Annotated in this window: 16 protein-coding genes; 7 read left to right on the top strand and 9 right to left on the bottom strand. The window is 67.7% G+C overall.

Annotated features, from left to right (window positions below; translation table 11 throughout):
- Window position 1: 1 nt before the first annotated feature.
- The 7 genes from LVJ94_24190 to LVJ94_24160 are packed head-to-tail and all read right to left on the bottom strand — an operon-like array spanning window position 2 to window position 13,492.
- Window positions 2–4,867, bottom strand: coding sequence for a VWA domain-containing protein (locus LVJ94_24190; protein WXB10317.1), 4,866 nt, complete (start codon window positions 4,865–4,867; stop codon window positions 2–4).
- Window positions 4,867–5,736, bottom strand: coding sequence for a DUF58 domain-containing protein (locus LVJ94_24185; GenBank protein ID WXB10316.1), 870 nt, complete (start codon window positions 5,734–5,736; stop codon window positions 4,867–4,869). The genes LVJ94_24190 and LVJ94_24185 overlap by 1 nt, the downstream gene beginning before the upstream one ends.
- Complete coding sequence (locus LVJ94_24180; protein WXB10315.1) at window positions 5,733–7,364, bottom strand: ABC transporter permease; 1,632 nt, start codon at window positions 7,362–7,364, stop codon at window positions 5,733–5,735. The genes LVJ94_24185 and LVJ94_24180 overlap by 4 nt, the downstream gene beginning before the upstream one ends.
- Complete coding sequence (locus LVJ94_24175) at window positions 7,361–8,452, bottom strand: ABC transporter ATP-binding protein (GenBank protein WXB10314.1); 1,092 nt, start codon at window positions 8,450–8,452, stop codon at window positions 7,361–7,363. Before LVJ94_24175 ends, LVJ94_24180 begins: the two co-directional genes overlap by 4 nt.
- Window positions 8,449–10,608 carry a hypothetical protein gene (locus LVJ94_24170; GenBank protein WXB10313.1) on the bottom strand — a complete coding sequence of 720 codons (2,160 nt, stop codon included), beginning with the start codon at window positions 10,606–10,608 and terminating at the stop codon, window positions 8,449–8,451. Before LVJ94_24170 ends, LVJ94_24175 begins: the two co-directional genes overlap by 4 nt.
- Entirely contained in the window at window positions 10,605–11,639 is a 1,035-nt protein-coding gene (locus LVJ94_24165) for an AAA family ATPase (protein ID WXB10312.1), read from the bottom strand. The genes LVJ94_24170 and LVJ94_24165 overlap by 4 nt, the downstream gene beginning before the upstream one ends.
- Before the next feature lie 23 nt (window positions 11,640–11,662).
- Complete coding sequence (locus LVJ94_24160) at window positions 11,663–13,492, bottom strand: hypothetical protein (protein WXB10311.1); 1,830 nt, start codon at window positions 13,490–13,492, stop codon at window positions 11,663–11,665.
- Window positions 13,493–13,742: 250 nt separating this feature from the next.
- Here LVJ94_24160 and LVJ94_24155 point away from each other — a divergent pair, with 250 nt between their 5' ends.
- Both LVJ94_24155 and LVJ94_24150 read left to right on the top strand, forming a co-directional pair.
- Window positions 13,743–15,386 (top strand): hypothetical protein, encoded by a 1,644-nt coding sequence (locus LVJ94_24155; GenBank protein WXB10310.1) that lies wholly within the window; start codon window positions 13,743–13,745, stop codon window positions 15,384–15,386.
- Window positions 15,387–15,637: 251 nt separating this feature from the next.
- Window positions 15,638–16,513: a hypothetical protein gene (locus LVJ94_24150; GenBank protein ID WXB10309.1), complete on the top strand. Its 876-nt coding sequence runs from the start codon at window positions 15,638–15,640 to the stop codon at window positions 16,511–16,513.
- A gap of 5 nt (window positions 16,514–16,518) precedes the next feature.
- On the opposite strand, the gene LVJ94_24145 is transcribed toward LVJ94_24150, so the two are convergent.
- Complete coding sequence (locus tag LVJ94_24145) at window positions 16,519–17,142, bottom strand: DUF4347 domain-containing protein (GenBank protein WXB10308.1); 624 nt, start codon at window positions 17,140–17,142, stop codon at window positions 16,519–16,521.
- A 182-nt stretch (window positions 17,143–17,324) separates the two neighbouring features.
- Here LVJ94_24145 and LVJ94_24140 point away from each other — a divergent pair, with 182 nt between their 5' ends.
- Entirely contained in the window at window positions 17,325–18,302 is a 978-nt protein-coding gene (locus LVJ94_24140; protein ID WXB10307.1) for a hypothetical protein, read from the top strand.
- Window positions 18,299–19,402 (top strand): M15 family metallopeptidase, encoded by a 1,104-nt coding sequence (locus LVJ94_24135; protein WXB10306.1) that lies wholly within the window; start codon window positions 18,299–18,301, stop codon window positions 19,400–19,402. The genes LVJ94_24140 and LVJ94_24135 overlap by 4 nt, the downstream gene beginning before the upstream one ends.
- An 18-nt stretch (window positions 19,403–19,420) precedes the next feature.
- On the opposite strand, the gene LVJ94_24130 is transcribed toward LVJ94_24135, so the two are convergent.
- Window positions 19,421–19,951 (bottom strand): hypothetical protein, encoded by a 531-nt coding sequence (locus LVJ94_24130; protein ID WXB10305.1) that lies wholly within the window; start codon window positions 19,949–19,951, stop codon window positions 19,421–19,423.
- Window positions 19,952–20,231: 280 nt separating this feature from the next.
- Here LVJ94_24130 and ggt point away from each other — a divergent pair, with 280 nt between their 5' ends.
- Genes ggt through LVJ94_24115 form a run of 3 tightly spaced genes read left to right on the top strand, consistent with a single transcriptional unit; the run spans window position 20,232 to window position 25,521 of the window.
- Complete coding sequence (gene ggt / locus LVJ94_24125) at window positions 20,232–22,112, top strand: gamma-glutamyltransferase (protein ID WXB10304.1); 1,881 nt, start codon at window positions 20,232–20,234, stop codon at window positions 22,110–22,112.
- On the top strand, window positions 22,112–23,959 hold the full coding sequence (locus LVJ94_24120) for an OPT/YSL family transporter (protein ID WXB10303.1): 1,848 nt from the start codon (window positions 22,112–22,114) through the stop codon (window positions 23,957–23,959). The genes ggt and LVJ94_24120 overlap by 1 nt, the downstream gene beginning before the upstream one ends.
- A 56-nt stretch (window positions 23,960–24,015) precedes the next feature.
- Entirely contained in the window at window positions 24,016–25,521 is a 1,506-nt protein-coding gene (locus LVJ94_24115) for a carboxypeptidase regulatory-like domain-containing protein (GenBank protein ID WXB10302.1), read from the top strand.
- Window positions 25,522–25,524 lie beyond the last annotated feature (3 nt).

The raw sequence follows: 25,524 nt of genomic DNA, 5'->3' as shown, positions 1-25,524 counted from the left end.
CTTAACGGCGTTCGCGGCGGCGGAGCGCGAGTTTCTCGGCCGCGGTGAGCTCACGTTCGGCGGGATTCGCCGGCGGATTGGGACTTGGGCTCCCGGGTGGGCGGGGGACTTGAGGGCCGGAGGGTGGGGGTGGGGGAGACGTGAGGGGTTTCGCCCCGGGCGGAGGCGCCTTCCTCTTCGTCGCGAGGAGCGCGGCATTGAGCCGTTCCAGCTCGCGTGCGCGTTGAGCGGCTTCGGTCCGCCGCTCGCGTCGGTGTTCCTTGGCACTTCGCATGCGCGCCCACGCCGTCGCGGCAAAATCGGGCACCCCGAGGCGGCGTGCACCCACGCCGAGCACCATGGCCACGGCGGCGAGAAGCGCCAATGGGGCCACCAGCGGCGAATACGCGAAACGACGCGGTCCGCGTTCGTCGTAGATACCCGCCAGGGTATCGCGCACCTTGCCGCCGCTCATCATGGCAATGCGCGCGAGCAGCGCGCGATCCGTCCCCGTGGGGCGCAGCTCCTCGCCCGCCATCATCGCGGCGCCCGTCGTTCCCACGGCCTCGCCGCTCAATTCGTCCTTGGCCGTGGCCACGTACGTTCCCGGCCGTGACAGCGGGACCGACGCCGCATAGCGCCCAGCGCCCACGGCCTCCAGCGCCACATCGCGCGCAAAGCCATCCGGCCCCGCCACGTGCACCGTCAACCGCCGAAACGTTTGCGCACGCCCATCGTCGCCCACCACGTCGGCGCGCACATGAAGCTCGCCCCCCGAGGTATCGCTCTCCAGGCGCACCCGCGGATCGTCCGCCTTGCGCGCCGTATCGCGCGCCAGCTGGCCGAACATCTTCGTCGCCCCCGGAAAGCGCAACCAATCGCGCCCCCATCGATCCTTGAAGTCGCTCGTGAACGCGGATGCGCGGCCGATGCCCACCGACCACGTGGCCAGCAGCGGATCGCCCTCCTCGGCCACCAGCCCCACCGTCGCGCGCGGCTTTTTCACCGCGATGACATACCCGCCGAGCGCCGGGGCGCTGCCGAAATCGATCCCGCGCGTGGCCGGCATCGGCGAACCCACGCCGGCATGGAACGGCGTCTCCTTGATGGCGCCCTTGCTCGCCAGAATCGTCTCTTGCGAGAACACGGCCGGCAGCTTGCTCGCGTCGTCGATCAAGTAGAAGCGCCCGCCGCCAATCTTCGACAGCACCTCCAGCTCGGCGGTGTCGTTGCCCCGCCCCAAGGAGATCACGCTGGTCGTCATTCCGCGGTCCATCGCGCTCTTCACCATCGCGCGGCATCCGCCGAGCCGCTCGGCGTCATCGCCATCGGCAAAAAGCAGCAGGTGCTTCAAATTCACCGACTCCTTTGCCAGCGCGTCGTACCCCTCGCGCAGCGCAATGTCCGTGTAGATACCGCCACCGCCCACGTCCACGGACTGAATCTTCTTCGCAATGGCATCGACATCGCTGACCGGGCCCACGGGGATGGTCCACGCCACGTGATCGTCCACGTGCTCCACGCCGAGCCGATCCCCCGGCCCGAGGAGTGATGCCGAGCGCGCGGCGGCCTCGTTGGCGAGGGCCAGCTTCGTCTTGCCGCCCACCGTCATGCCCATCGAACCGGAGTAATCGATGACGATGACTTCCGCGAGGGAGGCTCGGCGTTTCTCCTCCTTCAAATCGAACGATACCGGCGACACGTCTTCGATGGGGGTGCGCGCGTAGCCGCCCGGCCCCATCGACCGATCGCCGCCCATCAGCAGAAGACCGCCGCCCAGGTCCTTCGTGTAGCTGGCCAGCGCGTCGATCTGCGACGGCGCGAGATCGCTCGCGCGCACGTCGCTCAGGATCACCAGATCGAACCCCGCGAGCTCGCCCACGTCCGCAGGCACGCCGCTGGTCGTGCGCTGGGCCACCTGGAAGCCCGTGGCTTCCAGGGCCTGCGCCAAGGGCTCGCCCTTGCCGCGGTCGCCTTCGAGCACCAACGCCAACGACGGCCCGCGTACCCGCACGAACGCGCTTCCTGCATTGTCCTCCGGTGCGCCATCGGCTTTCGGATCGAGCGCCGAAACCTCGACATCGTAGCGATGCAGGCCCGGCGCCGCCGCCGTCTCGCGCAGCCGCAGCACGTCTTCGCCCGCACCGATGTGCGCGCGGCCCGTGTGCAAAAGCTCGCCGTCGCGCTTGATGCGCACCTCCACGTCCGTCGGTGCGGCACTGGACGTCACCACCCGCAGATCGAGCGGCTCGCCTTCGTCGGCCCGCACGGGCGCGCGCACGCTGACCACACGCACGTCGGGGATCGCGCGCTGATCCAGCGGCACCACGTCGATGGGAACGTTGGCCGCCACCGCCAGCGCGGCCGCCGAGAGCGCGTCGCCGCGCGTTTGAACGCCGTCGCTCATCAGCACGATGCGCCCCGCGGTGTCGGCGGGCAGCTCGGCCAACGAGCGCCGGATCGCCCCCGCCAGATCGGTCCCATCGCGCCCCACGTTGGCGCGCTGGGGCGGAGGGGCATCGCTCTTCGGGCGCGGCGGATCTTCGGTCTGGGCATCGGCCGCGAAGACCACCACCCCGATGCGATCGTCGTCGTGCATCCCGCGTTCGGCGAGCTCGAGCTCGCTGGTCATGCGCTTTTCGGCCGCGGAGACCAAGTCGATGGACCGCGAGCGATCGAGCGCCACGATCAACGTCGTCCGGTCCAGCGGCCGCCCCAGCTCGGGCTCGGCCACGGCGAGAAGCGCACCGAGGATCGAGGCGGCCACCAGCCAGGTCACGAATTGACGCCGCCCTCCGCCCATGCGCCCGGGAAGCTTCGCGAGCCGCCACGCCACGAACGCGCCGCCGGCCAGCAGGAACCACAGCGCAAACGGCACCCCGAAGCGCACGTACGTCTCGCGGATCACGCCCGCGTGCGCAAGCCACACGTAGGGCAGCGGCAACGCCGCAAGGATCGCAATGGCGATGGCGCTCTTGCCGACCTTCGCCACGGTCTCGGTCCGCGCGCGACGCGTGAGCCACCACAGGTCGAATGCCAGGATGGCCGCAGCCAGCGCCAGAAGCCACGTATTCCACTCGCGGTGCGCCGGTGCGGTTTGCACGGCGGCGGCCGCTCCGCCCGGTGCCTCGACGGTCACCGGTCGCGCGACGATGTTGCTCTCCGCCTCGCTCGTCAGGTTCGCGGCAATGGCCGTGGCCCCGACGCGCGGAGCACTCCATCGCACGTGGTAGATGCCCGCGCGATCCACCGCAGGAACCACCACGAACCCGCCGCTGACGGCGACCTCGTGATCGGCCATCCCCGGGCCTTCCACGCGCACCGACCCGACGCCGCTCGGCACGGCCACGCGCAGCGGATCGCCCGTGCGCAAAGGCCCCGCGGCCCCTTGCGCGCGGTGGAGGCGCGCCTGCTCGACCAGGTTGCGCACGAACAGCACGAACGACGCTTGAAGCGGCCAATCGCTGTCGCCCACGTCGAACCCGACGAGGGTCACCGCCTTGCCGGGGATGGACGCATCCGCGATCAACGTCGTCGTACCTGCGCGGACGAGCGACGCCGCCGACCCGATGGCGCGCAGCGGAGTGGCGCGTGCCACGTGCATGCCGTCCAAGGTGAGAAAGCGAAAGCGCGCATCCCCCGATTCCCACGACGTGAGCTGCGGCTGCATCACGGGGGCGAGGACGTCCGTCTCGCGGCAGCGCCCCTCCGGTGGCGCGAGCACCACCAGATCGCGGCCCGGCGGATTCTCCGGGCATGCACCCTCGACGATGACCAGCGCCTCAGGGTCGACGTTGACCGTCGCCAGTTGGTCCACGGTGATGCGCTGCAGATCGATGCTCGGATCGGCATCGAGCGCACGCGCCACCCACGAGTACGGCGCGCGGGATGCCAGGGTGACCGGCATTTTGTACCCCGACGGCACGCGCCCGTAGGCCGCGTCGTCGAGCGCCAGCGCATCGCCCTCGGAGGCGAGCTGCACCACGAGCCCCTTGCCGCGATCGGCCACGTTGGGCTCGAAGGTCAGCACCACCGGCGTTTTGTCCTTCGCCGGCAAGAGAACGCGGCGCGAGGCGACGGGCTCTGCGCGATCGTCAATGCGCAAGGTCACGAAGGCGTCGCGTGCGCGGTCCGCGTAATTGCGCACCATGACGAAGACCTGCGCCTGTTCGTGCTGCGTGGCCGTGTCGACGCCTGCGCGTACGTCCACGCGCACGATGGCCGCGTTCGGCGCCGGCTCGCCCACGGTGATGACTTGGACCGGCACGTCCGCGGCGGCGAGCGGAGCATCGTGCGCGAGCGCGCCATCGGTCACCAGCACGATGCGCCGGCGCCCGCCCATGCTCCGCAGCCGATCGGCGGCCAAGGCAATGGCTGGCGCCAGATCGCCTTCGAGCTCCCGCACCGGAAGTGCATCCACCGCGGCATCGAGCCGGCGGCGATCGCGCTCGGGGGGCGAGACGAGCTTCGCCTCGCGGGCCGCTTCGATCACGATGGCATCGGCCCCTGGTTCGAGGGCCGCGACCACACCGTGCGCCGCTCTCCGCGCGAGATCCATGCGCGTGCCGGCCCCCATCGACGCACTGGTGTCGATCACGATGGCCACGTGATCGCCGGCGATCTTCCCGCCGCGGGCCGCCGGCCGCGCCAGCGCGATGGACAGGGCCACCAGCGCGAGGATTTGCAGGATCAACGGGAGCTCCGCCACGAGCTTGCGGAACGGATGCTTGGCCATCAAATCGCGTTGGGCTGCGGCCCAGAGCCACGTCGAGCCGACGCGCGTGCGCTGCCGGCGCACCTTCAAAATGTAGAGGACGATGAGCGGCACCAAGGCCGTGAGCAGCCACAGGCCTTTGGGGTTGAGGAACTCCAGACCGCCGAGTGCCATCAATCGACCCCGCGCGCGACGAAGCGGCGCACTGGGGAAATGGTAGGTTCCACGTTGGTCGTGCGCACGTAGATGCCGCGGCAACGCTTGGCCAGAGCACGCACGGTGGCAAGGAGCCCGTTCAGGCGTGCGAGGTAGGCCTCGATGGCGCGCGCGTCGACGGTGACCTCCACCAGGTCCGCGGTCTCGGCGTCTTCGAAGGCGAGATCGCCCTCGAAGTTGGGCTCGATCTCGTCTTGGGCGAGCACCTGCACCAGTGCCACGTCATGGCCCGCGGAGGCTGCACGCGAGATGGCCAAGTCGAACGGCCCCGGATCCATGAAATCGCTGAGCACGACCAGGAGCCCCGGCCGGGCCGAGCGCTGCACCACCGTGTCGATGGTGCGCGCCAGATCGGTCCCGCCGCGCGCGTCCACACCATCGAGCGCGCGCAGAAGGGCAGGGAGGCTCGCCCGTCCGCGCGTGGGCTCGCTCATGCGAAAATCGCCCGCGTTCGCGGCCACGACTTGCGTGCGCTCCGATTGGGCCAACGCCATGTAGCCGATGCTCGCGGCCATGCGCTTTGCCGTGACGAGCTTCGTCGGTGTGCCGTAGTCGAGCGAGGCGCTCGCGTCGAGGACGAGCCGCACGACGATGTCCTCTTCCGCACGAAACAGCTTGAACACGGGCTCGCCCGTGCGGGCGAAGGCCAGCCAGTCGATGCGCCGCAGGTCATCGCCTGGGGCATAGGGCCGGTGCTCGAGGAACTCCGCGCTCCCGCCCCGGCGCCGTCCGAGGTGATCGCCGCCCGCGCCCGAGCGCGCACGGACCCGCAGTTTTCGGCGAAGTGCTTCCAGTTCGCGCGCGAACGCCGGATCGAGCAAGCTCACGTGGCCTCGAGCCCCGTTCCTGCCTGGTCCTCCGCGGCGAGGGCCGCATCGGCTTGGGCCAAAGCTGCATCATGGGTGGCCACCGTACGCCGGCACCGCCGCGAGGCCAGCGCGAGCAAGACCACGCCCAAGATGCCCCAAATCGCGGCGCACGTGAGACCGGCGATGGCCGAGGGAATGCCGTCCGTCGTCGGATGATGGACGTCGCGGAGCATCACGATGACGTAAAAGGGACTCGGCGCACCGGCCACGAGCCAATCGTGCCCGCGCGAGTCGGTCACACCGCCGATGAGCGCAGCCACCCAGGGCCCGACCGCGATGAGAAAGAGGATGCTGCAGGCCACGAGGCGCGCGGCCCACGGACTCGGATTGCGCGCGCGCAGCCAGGAGATCAGCCCGACGACGAAGACGTAGAAGAACATCTCGTAGGCTGTGAAGAGGAGCACCTGTTCGATGGCTTCGTGCGTGGAGGCGAGGGCCATGCCGTGACGCGCGATGAACGCGATGTCCACCCCCGCGATGAGCGCCATCCCCAGGAGCCCGAGGAGGGTGGCCAGCACCTGCGTCTTCACCAGACCCGGGCCGAGAAAGCGCCGAACGAGCCCCGCGCCATCGCGCTCCCAATGGATGCGCACGCGCCGCGAGGGGCCCGGCGGCTCGGCGCCGAAGCGCAACACGCAGAAGCCTGCATGAAGCGAAAACAGCGCGAGCCCCCAGATGGCCCACATCGCCGCGCGCTCCACGGTGGTGGCGGCGGCGCTGGGAATGGCCGCGGCGACGGCCAGGAGCGGCGTGCACACGAGAAACCAACGCTTCACGCCGCTCGAGCGGTCGTCGGCCTCGCCGGTCAGGTTGGCGATGGTCGTCTCGTAGAGGAACCACACGGGCACCAGCACCAACAAGAGTGGCACGCCCAGAAGCAGCGCGACGTATTCCAGCCCGAACGGGGCGCGCGAATAGGCGAGGGGGAGCCAGATGGGGTGCGCCTCGGGCACGTCGTTCCAGATTTGATGCACGGCGAAGGAGCTGCCGAAGCCAAACATCGAATAGGCGAGCGGGCCGATGCAAATGGCCAGGATCAAGGTGACGACGATGGCGCCGCGCAGGCTCGACATGAGCGAGCTGATGGCCAGCCCGAACGCGACCCCCAGCGCCGCGAGCAAGAAGAGGAAGAAGAAGGCGATGATGACCTCCGTGGCGGTGACGCCGCCAAAGAGGAACGAGAGCGCGCCCACCGGCGCGAGCACGACGATGTAAAGGGCAATGGTAGTGTACGCGGCGAGGAATTTGCCGCGCGCGATGTCCGTGGGCGTGAGGCCCGTGAGGAGAACGGCCTCCCACGTGCGCCCTTCGCGCTCGGAGGCGATGCTGTTGGCCGCGACGGCCGGCCCCACGACGACCACGACGAGGTAGGCGAGTGAGAAGAAGACCTGAAAGAGCCAGCTCCCGAGGTTGGCGGGGCTGGTGTTGCGCGCGGCGGCGATGCCGCCGATGGAGCACATGAGAAGCGAAATGCTCAAGGTGAGTGCGAAGAGGATCCACGGCGTGCGCCCAAGGCGTGCCGACTGGCGCATCTCCCGCATCCAGATGGCATTGGGCTCGGCGAGCCAGCGCTCGAGGAGCTTCATTGGACTTCACCTTTGGTGACTTCGAGGAAGATGCGTTCGAGCTCGTTTCTCTCGGGCTCCACACCACTGACGCCGATGTTGGCCATCACCAGGGCGCGAACGATGTACGCGACCATGGTGTCGTCGCCGGCATAGGTCACGAGCACGGTGTGGGCGGGGCCGGGGGCGACGCGGTGGACGTTGGGCATGCCGGTGAGGGCAGCGGCGACGGCCTCGCCCGGTGCGAGCACGCGAAGCTTGACGGTGCGCGTCGGGATCGGAGCTGCCGCCCCCCACCCCGACCCTCCCGCTGCGTTGAAAGTCGGCCGCGGCGAGCCGCGGACCTCCGAGGGGGAGGGAGCCGGGACGGCGGGGGCGCCTTCGGAGGGGGCAGGTGCCGGCGGTGGCTCGAGGCGGCGTGCGATTTCGGAAATGGGGCCCGATACGACGAGGCGGCCCCGTTCCAAAATGGCCACCGAGGTGCACACGTCGGCGAGCTCGGTCAAAATGTGGCTCGATAGAAAAATCGTCTTTCCGAGGTTGCGCAGCTCCACCAAAAGGTCGCGAATCTCGATGCGGGCGCGCGGATCCAGATCGCTCGCTGGCTCGTCCAAAATGAGCACTTTGGGATCGTGCAGCAACGTGCGCGCCAGTTGCAGCCGCTGCTTCATGCCCTTCGACATGGTGGCCACGAGCTTGTCGCGCAGCTTCGTCAAATCGGTCAGCTCCATCACGGCGTCGACCACGGCGTAGCTCGTTCCCGCCGTCGGCACGCGGTACGCGTCCGCGAAGAACTCCAGGTACTCGCGCACCGTCACGCGTTCGTACACGCCGGCGTGGTCGGGCATGTAGCCAATGATCTTGCGCACAGCGTCCGGATCGATGGTCACGTCGTAGCCATCGATTTCCACGCGCCCCGCGAGGGGCTCGAGCAAGGTCGACATCACGCGAATCGTGGTCGTTTTGCCCGCACCATTCGGCCCGATGAAGCCGAAAATCTCGCCGTGCGCCACGTCGAAGCTCACGTCGCGCAGCACGTCGAACCGCCCGAATCGATGCCACAGATGCCGCACCCGGATCGCCGGAGCGGTGGTCGTCGCCGTCGTCACAGGGCACCTCCCTTGCCGACCACGCGAAGCAGCAGACGATCGCTCTCCACGGGGAGATTCGCATCGCGCTTGGTGGCGCCTTCACCGCCGTCCACCTCCGCGAGCACCACGGGCACCGCATCGGGCCACCAGTCGACGTAGCCGCCAAGTGCGGTCTCCATCACGCCCCATGCGCTCCGAAGCGCCTCGCCGTGCTTGTCGTTCTTCCCGGAAAACCCCGTCAGGATGTGTTCCATCGAGAGAGTGTGCGTCGCGGCCTTGGGCGCGCTCCCCGTGGTGAGCACCCCGCTCAGCTTCTGCGTATCGGCGGCATGTACGCTCGTGCCGTCAGCCAGTTGCTCGACGAAGTGGATCCCATCGCCGGGGACGGAGACGAGCACGTTCTTCAAAAGCCGCCCCGTGTGGTTGCTCACGTCCAGGCTTCCGTCCTTCGCCGCAACGATGCTTACCCCGCCTTTGAAGTCGTGAAATCCGTCTTCTTGGACCACGATGGTCTGCCAGGGCAGCGCATTGATGTCCTCGAGCGTCACGCCGTTGCGATCCACCGAAAGCGCGCTCCTCTCCTGCGACGAGGACGAGTCGGCGCTGGCCACCGAGAGAACGGTGGCCGCATCGCTCGAGGCCACGCTCAGGGCGCGGCTCTCGCTGGTGAAGAAACCGCGGAAGCGGCGGATGGCTCCCCGGTTCACGCCGGCGCCCGTCTCGACGATGGCCAAATGGCGCGCTCTCCCGTGCCACCCTTTGACGAGGAAGCCAACGGCCACGATGGCCAGGAACGTCACCAAGCTGAAAACCGGCGCCCACACCAGCGGCGCGAGCGGCTTGCCCTTGCGGGCCGCGCGCAGAAACACGAGAGGGCCGCACACGATGGAGTAGAGCACGAGCAAAATCGCAGCAACGCCCAGCGCCAGGCGGAAATTCTCGTTCGGATCGAGCGCGCGTCGCACGCCGTCGAAGTTCATGCTCTCGTACTCGCCGCCGCCGTGCGCCACGACGTTGATGGCGCGCCGGTCCCACGCGTGCTCGAGCAGATCGATCAGCCGCCCCTGCGCCCACGCATCGTCGAGCATCGGCGCTTCGGTCGGGTCGAAGGCCAAAAGGTGCACTTCCCCGGTGCCGTACGCCGCGCTCGCGCCGTAGACACTGGGCACGAGGTTTCCTCCCGTGTACCCCTGCAGGCGGCTGCGAATGGCCGGGCTCGGGCCCGGCGCCGTGCGCCCCGACGGCTCGGTGGTGCGAATGGGCACGAAATGCAGCGGCGCGGGCTCGTCGTCGGGATCCACCGGGTTCGTCGGAAAGAGGCCCGGATCCGCCGGCCGCGCTCGCGTGGGGAGCGTGAGCAGCACCGGTGGCGGCGGCGCCGGCGCCACCGTGCCCCCGACGAGGGCGGTCACCAGCGGACCGCGCAAATCGTCCGCGCGCGCGGGCACGAGGGCGAGGGTGCCCCCGCCGATGACCCAGTTCATGAGCGCCTCGGCCGCAGAGGCCTCCAGGCGCGCGAGCACGTCCGTGTGGATCAACACCGCCGTCGCGGCCGAATAGCCGGCCGCGCGATCCGGCAGAATGGGATCCCCCGTCGCGCGATCGAAGGTGGGCACGCCGACGGAGAGCCCCACGCCGGGCATCGCGGCGCTCGCATAGGGCACGCGGCTCGGCGACCACGTGGTGGCGATGGGCCAGTTGCGCAGGGAAGGGCCGAGCCGCGACGGTTGGTGCACGTCGACCAAGAGCGGTGCGGCGAAGGGGATGTTGCCCAGGCTCGTCTTCGACAGCTGCTTTCCCGCAGGATCGAGCACGCGCACGGACAGGTTCGGCGCGGAGAGCCGCGTGCCGTGGGTCGGCAGCTTCACCACCACGCTGCGCCCTCCGGCGACATGGAATGGTGCGCGCGCCACGAATTCTTCTTCGCGCGCCCACGAGGCCTCGCCGAGGAGCTCGACGGTCCCTTTGCGCGCAGCCGTCCCGGTGTTCTCGAGGCTCACGGCCACCTCGCTCCACCCGGTGGACATCGAGGCTTCGTTGCCAAAAACGGGCGTCGCCCGCAAGGCGAGCTCCTTTTCGCCTTGATCGGCGGGCGGGCTCTGAGCATTCGTGGGCAGCGCAAAGAGGAGGCCCACGGTGGCCATCATCGTCGCTGCCGCCAGGCCTCTCTTCATGCCTGCCTCGTGCGCTCGGCATCGACGCTCGCGGGGCGGGCCTCCACCGACGCGAGCAGGGCATCGATCACCGTGTCGGTCGACACACCGTCGGCCTCGCCCTCGAAGGAGCGGATGATGCGATGGCGCAGGGCGGGTTTGGCCACACCCGCGACGTCGGCGAACGACACGTTCGCGCGCCCTTCGCAAAGCGCCACCGCCTTGGCCGCGAGCACCAAGGACTGCGCACCGCGCACGCCGGCTCCGTAGCGGAGGCTTCGCTTCACCAGATCGGGCGCCTCCGGCGACGTGGGATCGCTCGCCCGCACGAGCCGCGCGGCATAGCGGGCCACCGGCTCTGCGACCACTACGTCCCGGCACATCGACCGAAGACGCAACACACCGTCGCGCCCGAGCACGCGCGGCGGTGCACCTTGTTCATGGCCCGTGGTGCGTGCCAGCACCTCGACGAGTTCGTTCTCGCTCGGGTTAGGCACGATGACCTTCAACAAGAAGCGATCGAGCTGCGCCTCGGGCAGCGGGTAGGTGCCCTCCATCTCGATGGGGTTCTCCGTGGCCAGCACGAAGAACGGCTCCTCGAGCGCGTGGCGCGTTCCCCCGATGGTGACCGCATGCTCCGCCATGGCCTCGAGCAACGCCGATTGCGTCTTCGGCGTGGCCCGGTTGATCTCGTCGGCCAGCACGATTTGCCCGAAAATGGGGCCTTTCTGCACCGAGAACATCGCCCCGGCCGCGCGCTGGGACGGATCCATGACGAGCACGTTGGTGCCCGTCACGTCGCTCGGCATCAAGTCGGGCGTGAACTGAATGCGCGAAAAGCGAAGGTCCAGGCACTGCGACAGCGTTCGCACGAGCAGCGTCTTGCCGAGGCCCGGTGCGCCCTCGAGCAGAACGTGGCCGCCCGCGGCCAGGCCCCACATGACCTGATTCACGACGTCACTCTGGCCCACGACGACGCGTCCGATCGCGTCTTTGAGCATGTTGACCGCAGCCGCTGCCTGCTTGAGTCCCGCCTCGAACTGTTCCGACATCGATTCCTCGCGCCGCCAGGCGGCTATGGCTGAAAGTACTGCCGAACGTGCTCCCGGTATTCCTCGGGCACGTCACTTCGCTCGACCCCGTCCACTTCACTCGGTCCCACGATGCGCAAGTCCCCCGTGCCGCGCGTGTTGGCGGTGCCGCCGGCCTTTCCCGGCACGAACGTATTCACCGTGCCCGGCATCGCTTGCCCCTTCGACAGCGTGCCCCGCGCCCGCGACTTCATCGTCTGCGCATCCCCCGCGCCCCCACTGTTTCCCTTTTTCGGTCCCCCGCCGCCCCCGGTCCCGCTTCCCGCCGTCTGGCCATCACCCGGAATGGGAACCCCTCCCATTCCCTGCCCGTGCCCGTGCCCCTGCCCCTGCCCGTTCTCCTGCCCCTGCTGCCCCTGCTGTCCCTGTTGCCCCTGCTGTCCTTGTTGCCCCTGTTGCCCCTGTTGCCCCTGCTCTCCAAGGCCGCGCTCCATCCCTTGCGCGCCCCGCTCGGCGTCGTCCAGCGCTTGCTGCCGCTTCGATTCGCTCGACGCGTTGTCCTCTTTGGCGAGCTCCTTGAGCTTCTCCTCCAGCTCTTTTTGCCCCTCAGGCGACCCCAGATCCTTCGCCATGTCCTTCATGCGGTCCGCATCCGCCTGCGGCACCCCCGACTGCTTCGCCATCTCGCGCAGCTTCTCCGCGAGGCGCTTCCGCTCCTCCGGCGTCAGCTTTTCCAACGCCTTGCCCAGCGACTCGGCCAGCTGCTTCGCCGCCTTGTCGCTTCCTTGGCGGTCCAGCGCCTCGCTCTGTGTCTTTAGCTCGTCGCTCGCTTCCCCGGCGCCTTTCATCGCATCGGCGAGCTCGCGCAACGTATCCGCGCGCTCTCCGCGCCGATCCATGAGCTTTTTCTCCTCTTCGAGAGCCTTGCCCACGTCGCCCGCGCCGTTCTTCTTCGCGGCGTCGGCCGCCTCCTCCAGCTTCTTCTTCGCCAGCTCCCGATCCTGCTTCTCCCGCTCGTTGGCCAGCTTCTCCATCTCGCGATCAACCGTCAGCAAGTCGTGGTCGCCCAGCGCCTTCGCGGCCTTCTTCGTCGCCTCGCTCTCTTGAAGCTTCGACACCGCGCTCTCGAGCCCCGCGCGCTGCTCGCCCTCGCCGAGCGACAGCCGCTCCTGGGAAAGCTGCTCGCGCAGCCGCGCAATCTTGTCCTGCGCCTCGCGCTTCTCCATGCCCTTGCGCAGCTCCTCCTTCAGAGCCTCCGCATCTTTCGCGATCTTTTCGAGCCGTTGGCGCTGCGCTTCGTCGCGTGCGGACAGTTCTCCCAGCTTCGCGATCTTCTCCAGCCCCTCGACCTCAGTCGTCTGCACCTTCGTCGTGCCCGGTGCCGCCATCGCCAGCGGAACTACGGGCAGCGGTTGGCGCGCGATCACCGCCAGCCCGATCACGCCCACGGCCCCCAGCGCATGCACGGGCTTCCACAGCTTCGGGTTCGCCCGGTGTCCCGTTTCCTTGGCCAGCGCCGCCGTTGCGGTCGTGATGACCACTCCTTGCGCCGGGTGCTCCGCGTCCGTCTCACCCGCCACCGCCGTGGCAATCGCCTCTTCCGTTTCGAGGCGCGCATCCAGAAAGAGCGCCACGTCCGTGTCCGTCCATCGACGACGTCGCGCCACGACCCACCCGAGCCCGAGCCCCACCAACCCCAGCGCCGGCGCCCCAACCCGCAGATCGGCCCAGCGCATTTTCCAGCCCACGGCCGCGGGGATCAGCGCGACCGCCAGCCCGATGGCCGCTCCGGCCAGCATGCGACGAAGCGCGAGCCTCGTGCGCACGCGACGCGCCCAGCGTTCGAACAGCGCGTGAAAAGCAGGTTCGGTCATCGTCCGTATCTTTGTCCGACTCGGAGCAAACGGTAAGCCCGTCGATTGTAGTCCCAGCGGGATCGTACGATCGAAGGCTCGGCTAGATCCTTTGATTCTGGATCTTCGGACCCCCAGATCCGTGGCCGGACGCGGAAAAGGCCTGGGTGGACTCGCGCGAGCACGCGAGCGAGGAGCGAGAAAAGACCTTGAAAATCGCGCTTTGGGCCGTCGTGTACGGTTTGGCTCGGGGTCTGCAAGTAGTCTCTCCGTGCTCCCGTTACCCAAGCGCAGCGCTCGCATCGAACAGTTCGACGTCGATGCTTCCGAGGCCCACGAGAGAAATGGACGGAAGCTGCCGCCCACGCGGCCGCCGCCCAGGTCACGGCTCGACTCGTTGCAAGAGTCGGCGCGTCCGCCCCGGCGGCCGCCCGTTGCAACGCCACGCGAGCCTTCGCGTACCTCCGAAGCGTCGGAACGCTCGGCCGCGATGTTCTTCTCGAACCCGCGCGCCAGCCAAGATTCGCACGTGGAGGGCAGCGAGGACGTCACCACCTTGATGCCGCAACGCTCGAGGCAGACGATGCCGCCGCCGCGCGAAGCTCCGTCCGAGCGTCCGCCGGCGGTCTCGTTCCCCAAGTCCAAGCGCACCCCGCGTGTCCCCGACGAAGAGCAGACGCAGGTGCGTCCCGATCTCGCGGCGGCAGTGCTCTCCGGCGCGACGGGGCAGGTGCCGGCCGCGAGGCATTCGGCCCCGCCGCCGGCTCGCTCCTCCGCGCCCGCGCCGCGCAATTCGGCGCCCGTCCCGCGTTCCGCGCCCCCAGCGCCGCGCTCGCAGCCGGCGCCCGTCTACGTACCCCCGGCGCCCCCGGTGTACCATCCGACGCCTTCCGAGGTGTACGAGGCCGAGACCGAGCCGCAAACCACGGCCTTCATGAACCCCGCGCCCTCGGCGTACTTGACGCCCCCGCCGGCGGCCTATGTGACGCAGGCGCCTCCGCCGCCCGAGCCCATGCCGCCGGCCATGGCGGTGCAGGCGCCGCCCTACTCGGAGGCGCCCACGCGCATCGGCCCGCCGCGCATGATGACGAACGAAGCGCCGGCGCCGTACTTCCGCTCGTCGCCGCCTCCGCCGCCCAACGCCGGCCCGATGGGCATGTCGACGGGCCGTCAGGATCCGACGGAGCAGCGCGCGGCCATCCGCCTGGAGAAGCCGGCGACGGTGTTCTTCTCGCGCGACAAAGATGGCCGGCCGACGATCTCGTGGGTGGCGGTCTTCGTGGCGCTCGGCGTCCTCGGTGGCCTGATCATCGCGCTGGTCGTTCGCGGAGACAGCGATGTTGCGCTGGACGAGATGGCGAAGTTCATCGACACGCCGAATGCGCAAGCCGCGCAAAGCGCACCCAATGCGATGGCCTCGGCAAGCGCCCCGCAGCAACCGGCCCCGCAACCGCAGGCCGCCGCGCAAGGGGCGCTCACCAGCCCGCAGTCTCCGCGAGGTTCGGCCCCGCCGGCGAGCTACCCCGGCGCGCCGGGCGCGATGTTCCCGCAATCGGGCTATCCCGCCTCCGCGTACCCGTCGGGGCAGCAGGGGGTCGTGATGGGGCAGGGGCCCGGCATGACGGGATCGACCCCGCTCGGCGTGGTCAAGCCGGCGCCGCCTCCGGCGAGCCGTCCGACCTCGCGTCCGCGTCCCCGTCCGGCGCCCACGGCCGACAAAGACACGAAGGCCGAGATGAAGCCCGACGCGGACACGAAGCCCGAGGCGAAGGACAAGGCCGAGGCGAAGGAGAAGCCCGAGAAGGACAAGGGCCGTAAGAAGGAAGACAAGGGCTCGGGCGACAAGGACAAGGAGAAGAGCCTGGCCGAGGAGGCGAAGGCGCTCGCCGACAAGCAGCTGGAGCAATCGCTGTGACCCACGCGTCGTCCAGTGGCCCCGCAGGGGGCCATTGGATCGACGGACCGCGGCAGGGACGTGAGCCGTTGGCCTACAAGCGCGTTTTTGCGCGGCCATCTGCGTGAACGCAGGACATAAGGCCACCTTCTGTGGTTGGATCGCCCTCTGCAACGATGCTTGCGAGGGCCTGCTGAATGTTGCCACCTATCAAGACGCCCCCGCCGCGGCCGGCAGCCGCGGGCGAGGAGGATGAGAACGAAACCGTTGTCTTGAATCGCCGCCGTTCGTTTCCTGCCGACCCGCCCGAGGAAGAAACCCGGAAGCTGATCGCCGACGCGGCCACGCGCCGCATGCCGGGCCGGCCGCTCGATGATGACGAGCACACGAACTTTCGCCCCTTTCAGGGCGCTGCGCGGGCGGAGCCCGAGCCGGAGGTCGAGACGCGCATTCCGCTGCACGCGCCGGCGGCGGGCATCCCGGCCGAATCGAGGCGGCCGGAGCTCACCGCGTTTGCGCCGCTCACGCCCGAGCGCATTCAGGCGCAGCTCGATGCCGCCCGCGAGGCGCGTCGCATGAATCGTCCGCAGGAGGCCGAGGGCGTCTTCGCACCGCCGGAATGGGGACGCGGGCGCGTCATGGAATCCGATCCGATGCCCTTGGCGCGCAGCATGCACGCGTCCCAGGTGCGCGAGCCACGCGAACGTGGCGCGCAGCCGACCGTGTCGTGGGCGTTCGCCTTGGCGGCCATGGCGATCATCGGCTCCGTGGCCACAGTGGCCATCGTCGAGGGCAGCGGGGACGATCTGCTTCGCACCGGCGCCGAGTTCGTCGACCCTTCGATGGCCCATACGGACGCAACCCCGGCCGACCCGCCCAAGGCCGCGACGCCCTCCACGCAGCCCATCTCCGTGATGGATCTGCCGCCCGCGTCACCGCCCCCGGTCGTTGCGGTACCGCAGGTGCTTCCTCCGGTGGTGTCGCCCGTGCCGGAGCCCCGGCCCGCCGTGACCGCGTCCAAGCCCGCACCGAAAGCGCCTCGCGCCACGGCGAAGGGTTCCAAGAAGAGCGGCGCAAGCGACCAAGACATCGCCAACGCGGCCGCCGCCGATGCCCTCGCCCGGGCGCAGCTGCAGCAATCCATGTAGTTGCCTTAGCTCGCGAACCAGGCGTCCGGCACGGCGTTGTTCATGAAGTGAATCGTGTGCGGCGCGTCGGGGGAGGAGCCCTTGGCCGACACCGGAGCGTCGGGGGTCCCCGAGGCGAGCCCCTCGGAATCGGACCAGCGGGGGGATTCGCCGGGGTGCAACCCGTGAAGTCCGCTCTGCAGCACGCCAATGACGTGCGTGTGGCCGGCCACGCGGGCGCCGAGGAAGTTCGACAGCCGCGATGCGAACGCATGCCCCGCCCGCGCGCCGAATGTCTCGCAGGTGCGAAACCACACCAGCGATTGCGCGTTCGGTAGCATGCGCGCGCGCAGCGCGGCGAGGGCCTCGAAGTGCGCATGCCCTGCGTCGAGGGCACGTGCGGTGAAGACATCGTTGGCGATGAACACGGTGCCCCACTTTCCGTGTCCCCAATATTGAATCCCGGAAATGGGTTCCCCTTGCCGGAACTGCGTGAGCCACGCGAGGGCATCGGCCCAACTCGTGGCCCCGTGGTGCGCATCGACGCGTCCGAGTGCGCGGTACAAAGGTGCACCGCTGGACCATGCCGCACGCAGAAGGCCTTCTCCCTTCTTGGGGGTGCCATCGAAGACGAGAAGCCGAAGACCCATGCCCCGAGTTTAGAGGTTTGACGGAACGGAGGAACGAGGAGATCCGCCGATGGAACGGATCCTTCCGGCTTGCCCGCGGAAATAGCGGAAAATCGCGGCAATTTTGTGTGGTTCGTGCGTTGCAGTCATTCGCGGCCACCTAGTCCACGCAGGTCTAAGCAGGTCTAAGCAGGGGAGCTCGCATGAAAACTTGGAATGCAGTCTTCGTCGGGTGTGCGATCGTTGGCTCGTTGATGGTGGGATGCTCGTCGACGTCGGACGAACCCCCCGCGACTCCGAAGCTCAGTGGCACGTACCAAGCGACGAGCGCCGGAGCCATCACCGAGATCACGTTTTACGATTCCGCGCACTACTTCTTGTGGCGCAGCCCGTGTGCGGCCACGGAGAAATGCCTCGAGAGCGGTTCGTACGCGGTCAACGAGGCGCAAACCGAGCTCGCGCTGACCAACGTCGACACCGGCGAAACGAAGCGCATGCCGTTCCATGCGATGAACGTGAACCGCGACGCGAACCTCACCGGCCTGCGTGCGGAGAGCATGACGACCTTGGGCGGTCCGTTGGTGGGCGAGGATGCGGGGCCGCTCGTTCCCGGAGACGGCGGCTCCATCGTCGGAGACGGGGGGAGCCTCATCGAGTTGATCAAAGCGCTCATCGAGGCCTTCACCGCGGGCGACCAATCCTTCTCGAACGGCGACAAAGGCGACGGCGGGAGCGGCAACGGCGGCGGGAACAACGGCGGCGGCGGGAACAACGGCGGAGGAGGCGACAACGGCGGCGGCGACACCGACGGCAAGAAGACGACCCAGCGCGTGAACCTGAAGTACGAAGGCGACTGCGACTTCCTGCGTTCGTGCTCGACGTACTCGCAGAACATGCCGGAAGGCCAGGTTTCCTGGGGATGCACGGGCCAGGGCGCGTGCTCCGACAGCGATCTCTGGGTCGCCGCGCCGACCAAGACGTACTGCTCGAAGAAGACCGCGACCCTCTGCAATGGAAGCGGCAAGTGCGTCGTGGCGAACATCCGCGACACCTCCGTCAGCCGCGATTGGGAAGGCGGCAACGCGGTCATGTCGGGGCTCGGACTCAGCCACGGCGTCACGAATCGTACGGCGGGCAGCTGCTCGGGCTACGGCGGCGGCAACGTCACGGTGACGTATTGAGAACCCTTCTTTGCTTGGGGCTCGCCGTGGGCTGCGCCATCGCGGCCGGATGCTCCTCCTCGTCGAACGCGACGCCGCCGACCGGCGACGAAGCCAAGCCACCCGTGCTGCGTGGCTCGTACAAGGCCACCAGCGCGGGGCCCATCTCCGAGCTCGCCTTCGTCGATGCCACGCACTATCTATCCTGGAAAAGCCCGTGCGAACGCGCCGACGAGGTCGCACAGATCGGCCCCGACGCCTGCCTCGAGAGCGGCACCTTCGCCGTGAATGCGGCCCGCGACCGGCTCACGCTCACCAGCGCGTCGGGCAAAACCACGCAGCTTCCCTTCCAAGCGCGCGACGGCGTCCTTCAAGCTCAGGGCGGCCTGTTCGATCCCGATGGCGGAGGCCTCGTTCAGCCCGGCGGCCCCGTGCTCGGCGGCTTCTCGTTGGACGGCCAGAGCTTCCTCAACAGCAGCACGGAGAGCTTGCTCGCACCGGCCATGACCGTCGAGCAAGCCGTGGACTCGGGGTGCTCGACCGTCACCGTTCTCGGATTGAGCCGCCAAATCGTCAGCGAGGTGAATTGCCTCGTCCCCAACGCGCTGACCCCCGTCGATGCCACCTCGAACCAAACGCGCGGCGAGGCCGTGTTCGCGTACCTGCAGCCGCCGGCCGCCAAGGCCCTGGGCGATGCGCTCGCTGCCAACCCGAACACGACCATGCGCATCAACTCGATGCTTCGCGGCCTCCCGCAGCAGTACCTCCTTCGCCAGTGGCACCTGGCGGGTCGCTGCAGCATCACCGCCGCGGCCACCCCGGGCGCGTCGAATCATGAACAGGGATTGGCCATCGACATTGGCGACAATGCCACCTGGAAGGAGGCCTTGGAGGGGGCGAGCTTCCAATGGTTCGGACCCGGCGATCGCATGCATTTTACCTATGTCGGAGCCGACACCGTCGAATTGCGCGGCAAGGACGTGCTTGCGTTCCAAAGGCTGTGGAACCGCAATCACCCCGACGAGCCGACCGGCGAAGATGGCGATTACGGTCCCGACACGGAGAAGAAGCTCAAGGCCGCTCCTGCGAACGGTTTCGAGAAAGGGGCGTCCTGCAGCTAACTTGACCAGCGCCTCCGCTCACGGATCCTTGTCGTCACACTCCGAGTTGGTGGCGCAGACTCTGTACGCGGCGCACTTCGAGTCATTGTCGCATGCCGTTTTGGCCGTTTCCTCGCAGACTTCCGACTCTTTGAGGCATTGTGCGCACTCGGCGGATGCCGGTTTGCCGGAGCAGTAGTTGTCCCCGCAATCGGCTTTGCATTCCGAACCGTCTTTGCAATTGCAATCCTGAAACGCTTTGTTGATCACCGCCCGGCCGCCGGACGACGTCGTGTCGCAACAGGCGAGGCAGGCTTCCACTTTCGTCTCACCGATGCATGGAGCGCCGGGATTGCCGTTTGCGTCCTTTCCGGCATCGTCCTCGTCGTCGCCCGCGTCGGTCTTGGTACCGCTGTCGTCGTCGTCGTTTCCGCTATCCGTCTTTTTGTCGTCCGAGCCTCCCCCGTTCGAATTGCTCGAACCGCTGCATGCGACCATGAGCACCACGACCCCTGTCGCGGTAAGTGCGAGAACGGGAATCGACAGGAGAGATTTCAAAACGGTTTTCATTGGAGGGTGGAACTTTGCACGTGTCAGGCCAGTTCAACCGCCCGCGATCCCTCCCGTAGGACGCCCGTGCGACGCGATTCGCCGGTCGTCCATTCGAGGAACCGTCGCGCCGGTACGGTGTACGTGAACAAAACCGGCGGTCCACTGGATCGCGGGATCCTCAGAATCGCACCGTCGGCCTCGACGCGGCGCGTCCGCGGGCCGCCATGCCCGTGCGCGCCCGGCGGCGGCCTTTTTTGAGGCATTGCCCGCCGCGCTACGGTATGCGAAATCTCGCGCGATGAAAAAATGGCTTGCCCTCTCGCTGATCCCGCTGGTGTCGCTCACCGGTTTTCTCGCGTGCGACGACTCCACGCAGGTCTCCGCCCCGCCCGACGGCGGATCGCCCGACAGTGGCTCGCCCGATGCGGGGAACGCGTTCCGGAGCCTGGCCAATCCACCGGCGCCCGTGCCGACGGCCGTGGGGCGCGGTGGGGCGGCGGCGACGGTCGACGTGCGCGCGACCTTGGCGGCCATCGAAATTCTGAAACTCGGTGGCAACGCCATCGACGCGAGCGTGGCGGCTGCCGCCGTGCTGGGGGTCACCGATCCGTTCTCCTGCGGCATCGGCGGTGGTGGCTTCATGGTCATCTACCTGGCGAAGGAGAATCGATTCGTCACCGTCGATCACCGCGAAAAGGCGCCAAAGGCGCAAACCGCCTCGCTCTTCTATGCGGAGGGTAAGCGCATCGATACGAACGAGATCATCGCCAGCGGTCTCTCGGTGGGTGTGCCGGGCACGGTGCGCGGTTGGGACGAGGCCTTGCGGCGCTATGGAAAGAAGTCGCTCGGCGAGGTCTTGCAACCCGGTATTTTCGTGGCGGAGAACGGCTTCGTCGTCGACACCACGTTCGTCGACCAGACGAAGCGCAATCAGGCACGGTTTCAACGCGTCTCCAGCGCGCGCAAACTGTACCTCACCGATGCGGGCGAGCCCCGCGCCGTCGGGGATCTGTTCAAGAATCCCGACTTGGGCGCCACGTACCGCAAAATCGCCGAGGGTGGCACGCGCGTCTTCTACGAAGGGGAAGTGGGGCAGAAGATCGTCGACGCGGTCCGCCAGCCGCCCGAGGCCAATCCGCCGCTGCGCCCCGGCGTCATGACGATGGAGGACCTTGCCAATTACGACGCGCGCGTCCGCCTTCCCGTGGAGAGCACGTACCGCGGCCACACGGTCGTCGGCATGCCCGCACCGAGCAGCGGCGGCATGACCCTCGCCGAGACGTTGAACATCCTGACGCCGTACACCGAGACGGGCGATCGCGAGCTGCACCTGCATCGGTACATCGAGGCGTCGCGCCTCGCCTATGCCGATCGCAATGCCTTTCACGGCGATCCGGAATACACGGACGTACCGCTCCAAGGCTTGCTCTCGCCGGCATTTGCCCAAACCCGCCGCGCGCTCATCACCGACACGGCCGCCACCGGCAGCGCCAAAGCGGGAGATCCCTATGCGCACCAGAGCGATCCCAGCCCCGGCCGCCCGCCGGTGCAGCCGCCGGCGCTCGATACGTCGCCCGGCGGGGCCACGCGCGAGACGACGCATCTCACCGTGACGGATTCCGAGGGCAACATCGTTTCGTACACGTTCACCATCGAGTTCGAGGGCGGCAGCAGCATCGTCGTGCCGGGGCTCGGTTTCATCCTGAACAACGAGCTCACGGACTTCGACATCCCCACCGACCCCAACGCCAAGGCCGCGAACATCCTCGAGCCCGGCAAGCGTCCCCGCAGCAGCATGACCCCGACCTTGATCTTCAAGGACGGCAAGCCGCGCGTCGCACTGGGAAGTCCCGGCGGCAGCACGATCATCACCACCGTCGGGCAGACCGTGATCAACTACCTCGATTTCAACATGCCCATCGCCGAAGCCCTCGCGTCCCCGCGCGTCTCCGAGCGCAACATCGTCGTGACGCCGGGCACCGACACGAAGAGCACCGCGGAGCCGGCCTTCATCAACTCGGACATCGGTACGAAGCTCAAAGCGCGCGGCCACCAATTCGTCGAGATGGCCGAAATCGGCGCGGCCACGGGCATCCAATTCAACGAAGACGGCACGCTCACCGCCGTGGCCGAGCCCGTGCGGCGTGGTGGCGGCAGCGCGATGGTGGTCACGCCCTGATGGCGCCTCGCGAGCAGAAGGATCCGCAGGAAAAGCCGGAGGAACAGCAGCACACCGAGGCGCAATGGTTTCGTGAGGTCTATCAGCCCGGCGCGGTGCAGCTCACCGTGCGCTCGATCGTCACGGGCATGTTTCTCGGCGGCATCATGTGCCTGTCGAACCTGTACGTCTTCCTGAAGACGGGCTGGAGCCTCGGCGTCACGGTCACCGCGTGCGTTCTCGCCTTCGCGATGTACCGCGTGCTCGCGGCGTTGCGCATCACCAAGAGAGAATTCTCCGCGCTCGAGAACAATGCCATGGGGTCGGTGGCCTCGGCCGCGGGCTTCATGACCGGCGGAGGCAACATGGCCGCCATTCCGGCGCTCCTTCTGCTCACGGGCATTCGCCCCGACAGCATCCCTCTGATGGTCTGGTTCGCGGTCATCGCGGCCATGGGCGTCTTCGTGGCCATTCCGCTCAAGCGGCAACTCGTCAACATCGACAAATTGCCATTCCCCACGGGCACGGCCACCGCGGAGACGTTGAAGTCGCTGCACCACCACGGCCAATCGAGCAACAAAGCGCGCTACCTCATTCGCGCGGGCGCGATTGGCGCCGTCATTGCGTTCCTTCGCGATGCGAAAATGCGCTGGCTCCCGTTCAATCTGCCGGCGCATTTTGGATTGCCCTTCAAACTGGGCGGCGTTGCTGCGGAGAAATGGACGCTCGCGTTCGACGGCAGCTTGATCCTCTTCGGCGCGGGCGCGCTCATGAGCTTCAAGACGGGGTGGTCGATGCTGCTCGGCGCGATCATGAATTACGCCGTGCTCGGCCCGGCCATGTACGCGCGTGGGGCCATCGAGAGCGTCGTCTACAAGAACATCGTCCAATTCACCTTGTGGCCTGCCGCGGCGCTCTTGGTGTCGAGCAACCTGCTCTCCTTCGCGTTCCAATGGCAAAGCGTTGCGCGCTCCTTCAGCAGCGTGTTCGCCCTGTTTCGCAAGCGCAAGAACGAGGAGGACGATCCGCTCGCCGACGTCGAATGCCCGACCTGGTGGTTTCCGGCGGGGTTTCTCGTCCTGGCGCCCATCGTGGTCTTTCTCATGATGTCGCTTTTCCAAGTGCCGCTCTGGGCGGCCATCGTGGCCTTGCCGCTGACGTTCGTCGTCGGCATCGTGAGCTCGCGCGTCACGGGTGAGACCGACATCACGCCGAGCAAGGCGATGGGGCCGATGACGCAGCTCATTTTCGGTGCGATCTTGCCGGGCAACGTGGTGGCGAATGTCATGACCGCCAACGTGACCGCCGGCGTGGGCCTGCACAGCGCCGATCTGCTTACCGACTTGAAGAGCGGCTATTTGCTGGGCGCCAATCCGCGCAAACAGCTTTTTGCGCAATTGTTCGGCGTGGTCGCCGGCGCCGTGGTGGTCGTCCCTGCGTACAATCTGCTGGTGCCCTCGGCCGAAGTCCTTGGCTCGACGCAGTTTCCCGCGCCCACCGTGCTCGTATGGGCGGGCGTCTCGCGCGCGCTTTCGCTGGGCATCGGTGGCCTCCATCCGGCGGCGCGGACGGCCATCGGGATCGCCTTCGTCCTGGGCATCGCCATCACGTTGCTCGAGCGGTGGGCCCCTGCGCGCCTCAAGCCCTACATTCCGTCGCCGTCGGGAATCGGCATGGCGATGGTCGTTCCGGGTTCCAATTCCATCGCCATGTTCATTGGCGCGTCCATTGCGGAGTTCATGCGCCGCCGGCATCCGCGTGTCGCCGAACAAACAGTGGTACCCATCAGCTCGGGATTCATTGCGGGTGAAAGTTTGATGGGGATTGCGATCGCTATATTGATTGCCACCGGCGTCCTTTCCAAATAGCCTCCCGCTCGCCCACACGCCCGACAATCGATAGTTCCCTCCAGGGAGGCATCACCATGAGCAGCCGATTCCCGTTGAAGACGATGAAGGCCGTAGTGCGCGTCGCGGCCGTGGTTCCCGCAGCCATTTTGCTGGCAAGTTGTTCCTCCGCATCGGCACCCGACACGGACGTGTCGACGAGTGCGGACGAATTGATCGCCGGCGCCCACGGCGCCCGTCACCTGGTGACATTCCAGCTGACCGACTATCCGCGCCAGATGCAATTTTTGCAATCGCGCGGATTTGACATTGCCGGTGTAGATTTGCCCGCTTCGCAGGCAGATGTCATTTTGACCGATTATGAAGTCGAAGAATTGACGCACCAGGGAATGAGCGTCGCTCGTCACAAGCTCGCCGCACAAGCCGAGTTTGCGCCGGACCCCGCCTACAAGACGTCGGCGGAAATTGATACGATCATTCATCAATACGCGTCAGCGCATCCTGCCATTGCCTCGGTCAAGTCCATTGGCAAGTCCCGCGAGGGGCGCGACATTTGGGGCATCAAGATCAGCAAAGACGTCGCGCAGCATTCGCCGGCCAAGCCGGTCATCCTCTTCAATGGGATGCACCATGCGCGCGAGGTGATGTCGCCCGAGGTGGCGCTGGACACCATCGAGCAGCTTCTCACCAAGTATGGCACGGACGCGAACATCACCCGCTGGGTCGACTCGAACGAGATCTGGGTCGTTCCCATGCTCAACGTCGACGGCAACAACAAGGTGTGGAACACCGACAGCTACTGGCGCAAGAACACCCGCGGATGCCCATCGAGCGGGTCGTGTCCGTCGGGCACCGGCGTCGACATCAACCGCAACTACCCGTACGCGTGGGGCTCGTGCAATGGTTCGTCGGGAAGCGCCAGCTCCGAGACCTACCGCGGGCCGAGCGCGGGCTCCGAGCCCGAGACCAACGTGCTGATGAACCACGTCGCGGCCACCCGCCCCGTGATTGACATCTCGTACCACTCGTACAGCGAATTGATCATCTATCCGTACGGCTGCGACGGCGTGCAAGCCCCCACGCGGGACATCTTGCGCAACCTCGCCACCGCCATGGCGGCCAAGCTTCCCTCCGACAGCGGAAGTGGCAACTACCGATACGGCACCTCGTGGGAGACGCTTTACGCCGTCGACGGCGGGGACATCGACTGGATGTACAACAAGTACTCCGTCGCGCCCTACGTCATCGAGGTCAATCGCTCCGCCCAGGGCTTCCAGCCTTCGTACGCCACCTGGCGCGATCGCACGGTCACCAAGCTGCGCGGCGCGTGGCAGGTCGCACTCGCGCGCCTCGATGGCAGCGGCCTGCGCGGCGTCGTCCCCGCCGGCGTCACGGGCGCCACCGTCACCGTGACCCGCTCGGGCACGACGACGCAGAGCCGTGCCGTCAACCCCGACGGCTCCTTCCACGTCCTGGTGCTCCCCGGCACGTACCACGTGAGCGTGGCCGCACCGGGGAAGACGACATGGGAGAAGGACGTCACCGTGGCCGATGCGAGGGTCAACCTCGACGTCCAGTTCTAAACC

The organism is Sorangiineae bacterium MSr11367 (assembly GCA_037157805.1).
GTDB lineage: Bacteria > Myxococcota_A > Polyangia > Polyangiales > Polyangiaceae > Pendulispora > Pendulispora rubella.
This window is presented reverse-complemented; position numbering and strand designations above follow the sequence as displayed.

What these genes read in the sequence shown, in the direction of transcription:
- LVJ94_24170 (WXB10313.1), bottom strand. Translation starts at nt 10,608, where the DNA reads ATGAAGAGAGGCCTGGCGGCAGCGACGATGATGGCCACCGTGGGCCTC.
- LVJ94_24160 (WXB10311.1), bottom strand. Translation starts at nt 13,492, where the DNA reads ATGACCGAACCTGCTTTTCACGCGCTGTTCGAACGCTGGGCGCGTCGC.
- LVJ94_24145 (WXB10308.1), bottom strand. Translation starts at nt 17,142, where the DNA reads ATGGGTCTTCGGCTTCTCGTCTTCGATGGCACCCCCAAGAAGGGAGAA.
- LVJ94_24130 (WXB10305.1), bottom strand. Translation starts at nt 19,951, where the DNA reads ATGAAAACCGTTTTGAAATCTCTCCTGTCGATTCCCGTTCTCGCACTT.
- LVJ94_24190 (WXB10317.1), bottom strand. Translation starts at nt 4,867, where the DNA reads ATGGCACTCGGCGGTCTGGAGTTCCTCAACCCCAAAGGCCTGTGGCTG.
- ggt (WXB10304.1), top strand. Translation starts at nt 20,232, where the DNA reads ATGAAAAAATGGCTTGCCCTCTCGCTGATCCCGCTGGTGTCGCTCACC.
- LVJ94_24180 (WXB10315.1), bottom strand. Translation starts at nt 7,364, where the DNA reads ATGAAGCTCCTCGAGCGCTGGCTCGCCGAGCCCAATGCCATCTGGATG.
- LVJ94_24140 (WXB10307.1), top strand. Translation starts at nt 17,325, where the DNA reads ATGAAAACTTGGAATGCAGTCTTCGTCGGGTGTGCGATCGTTGGCTCG.
- LVJ94_24120 (WXB10303.1), top strand. Translation starts at nt 22,112, where the DNA reads ATGGCGCCTCGCGAGCAGAAGGATCCGCAGGAAAAGCCGGAGGAACAG.
- LVJ94_24165 (WXB10312.1), bottom strand. Translation starts at nt 11,639, where the DNA reads ATGTCGGAACAGTTCGAGGCGGGACTCAAGCAGGCAGCGGCTGCGGTC.
- LVJ94_24115 (WXB10302.1), top strand. Translation starts at nt 24,016, where the DNA reads ATGAGCAGCCGATTCCCGTTGAAGACGATGAAGGCCGTAGTGCGCGTC.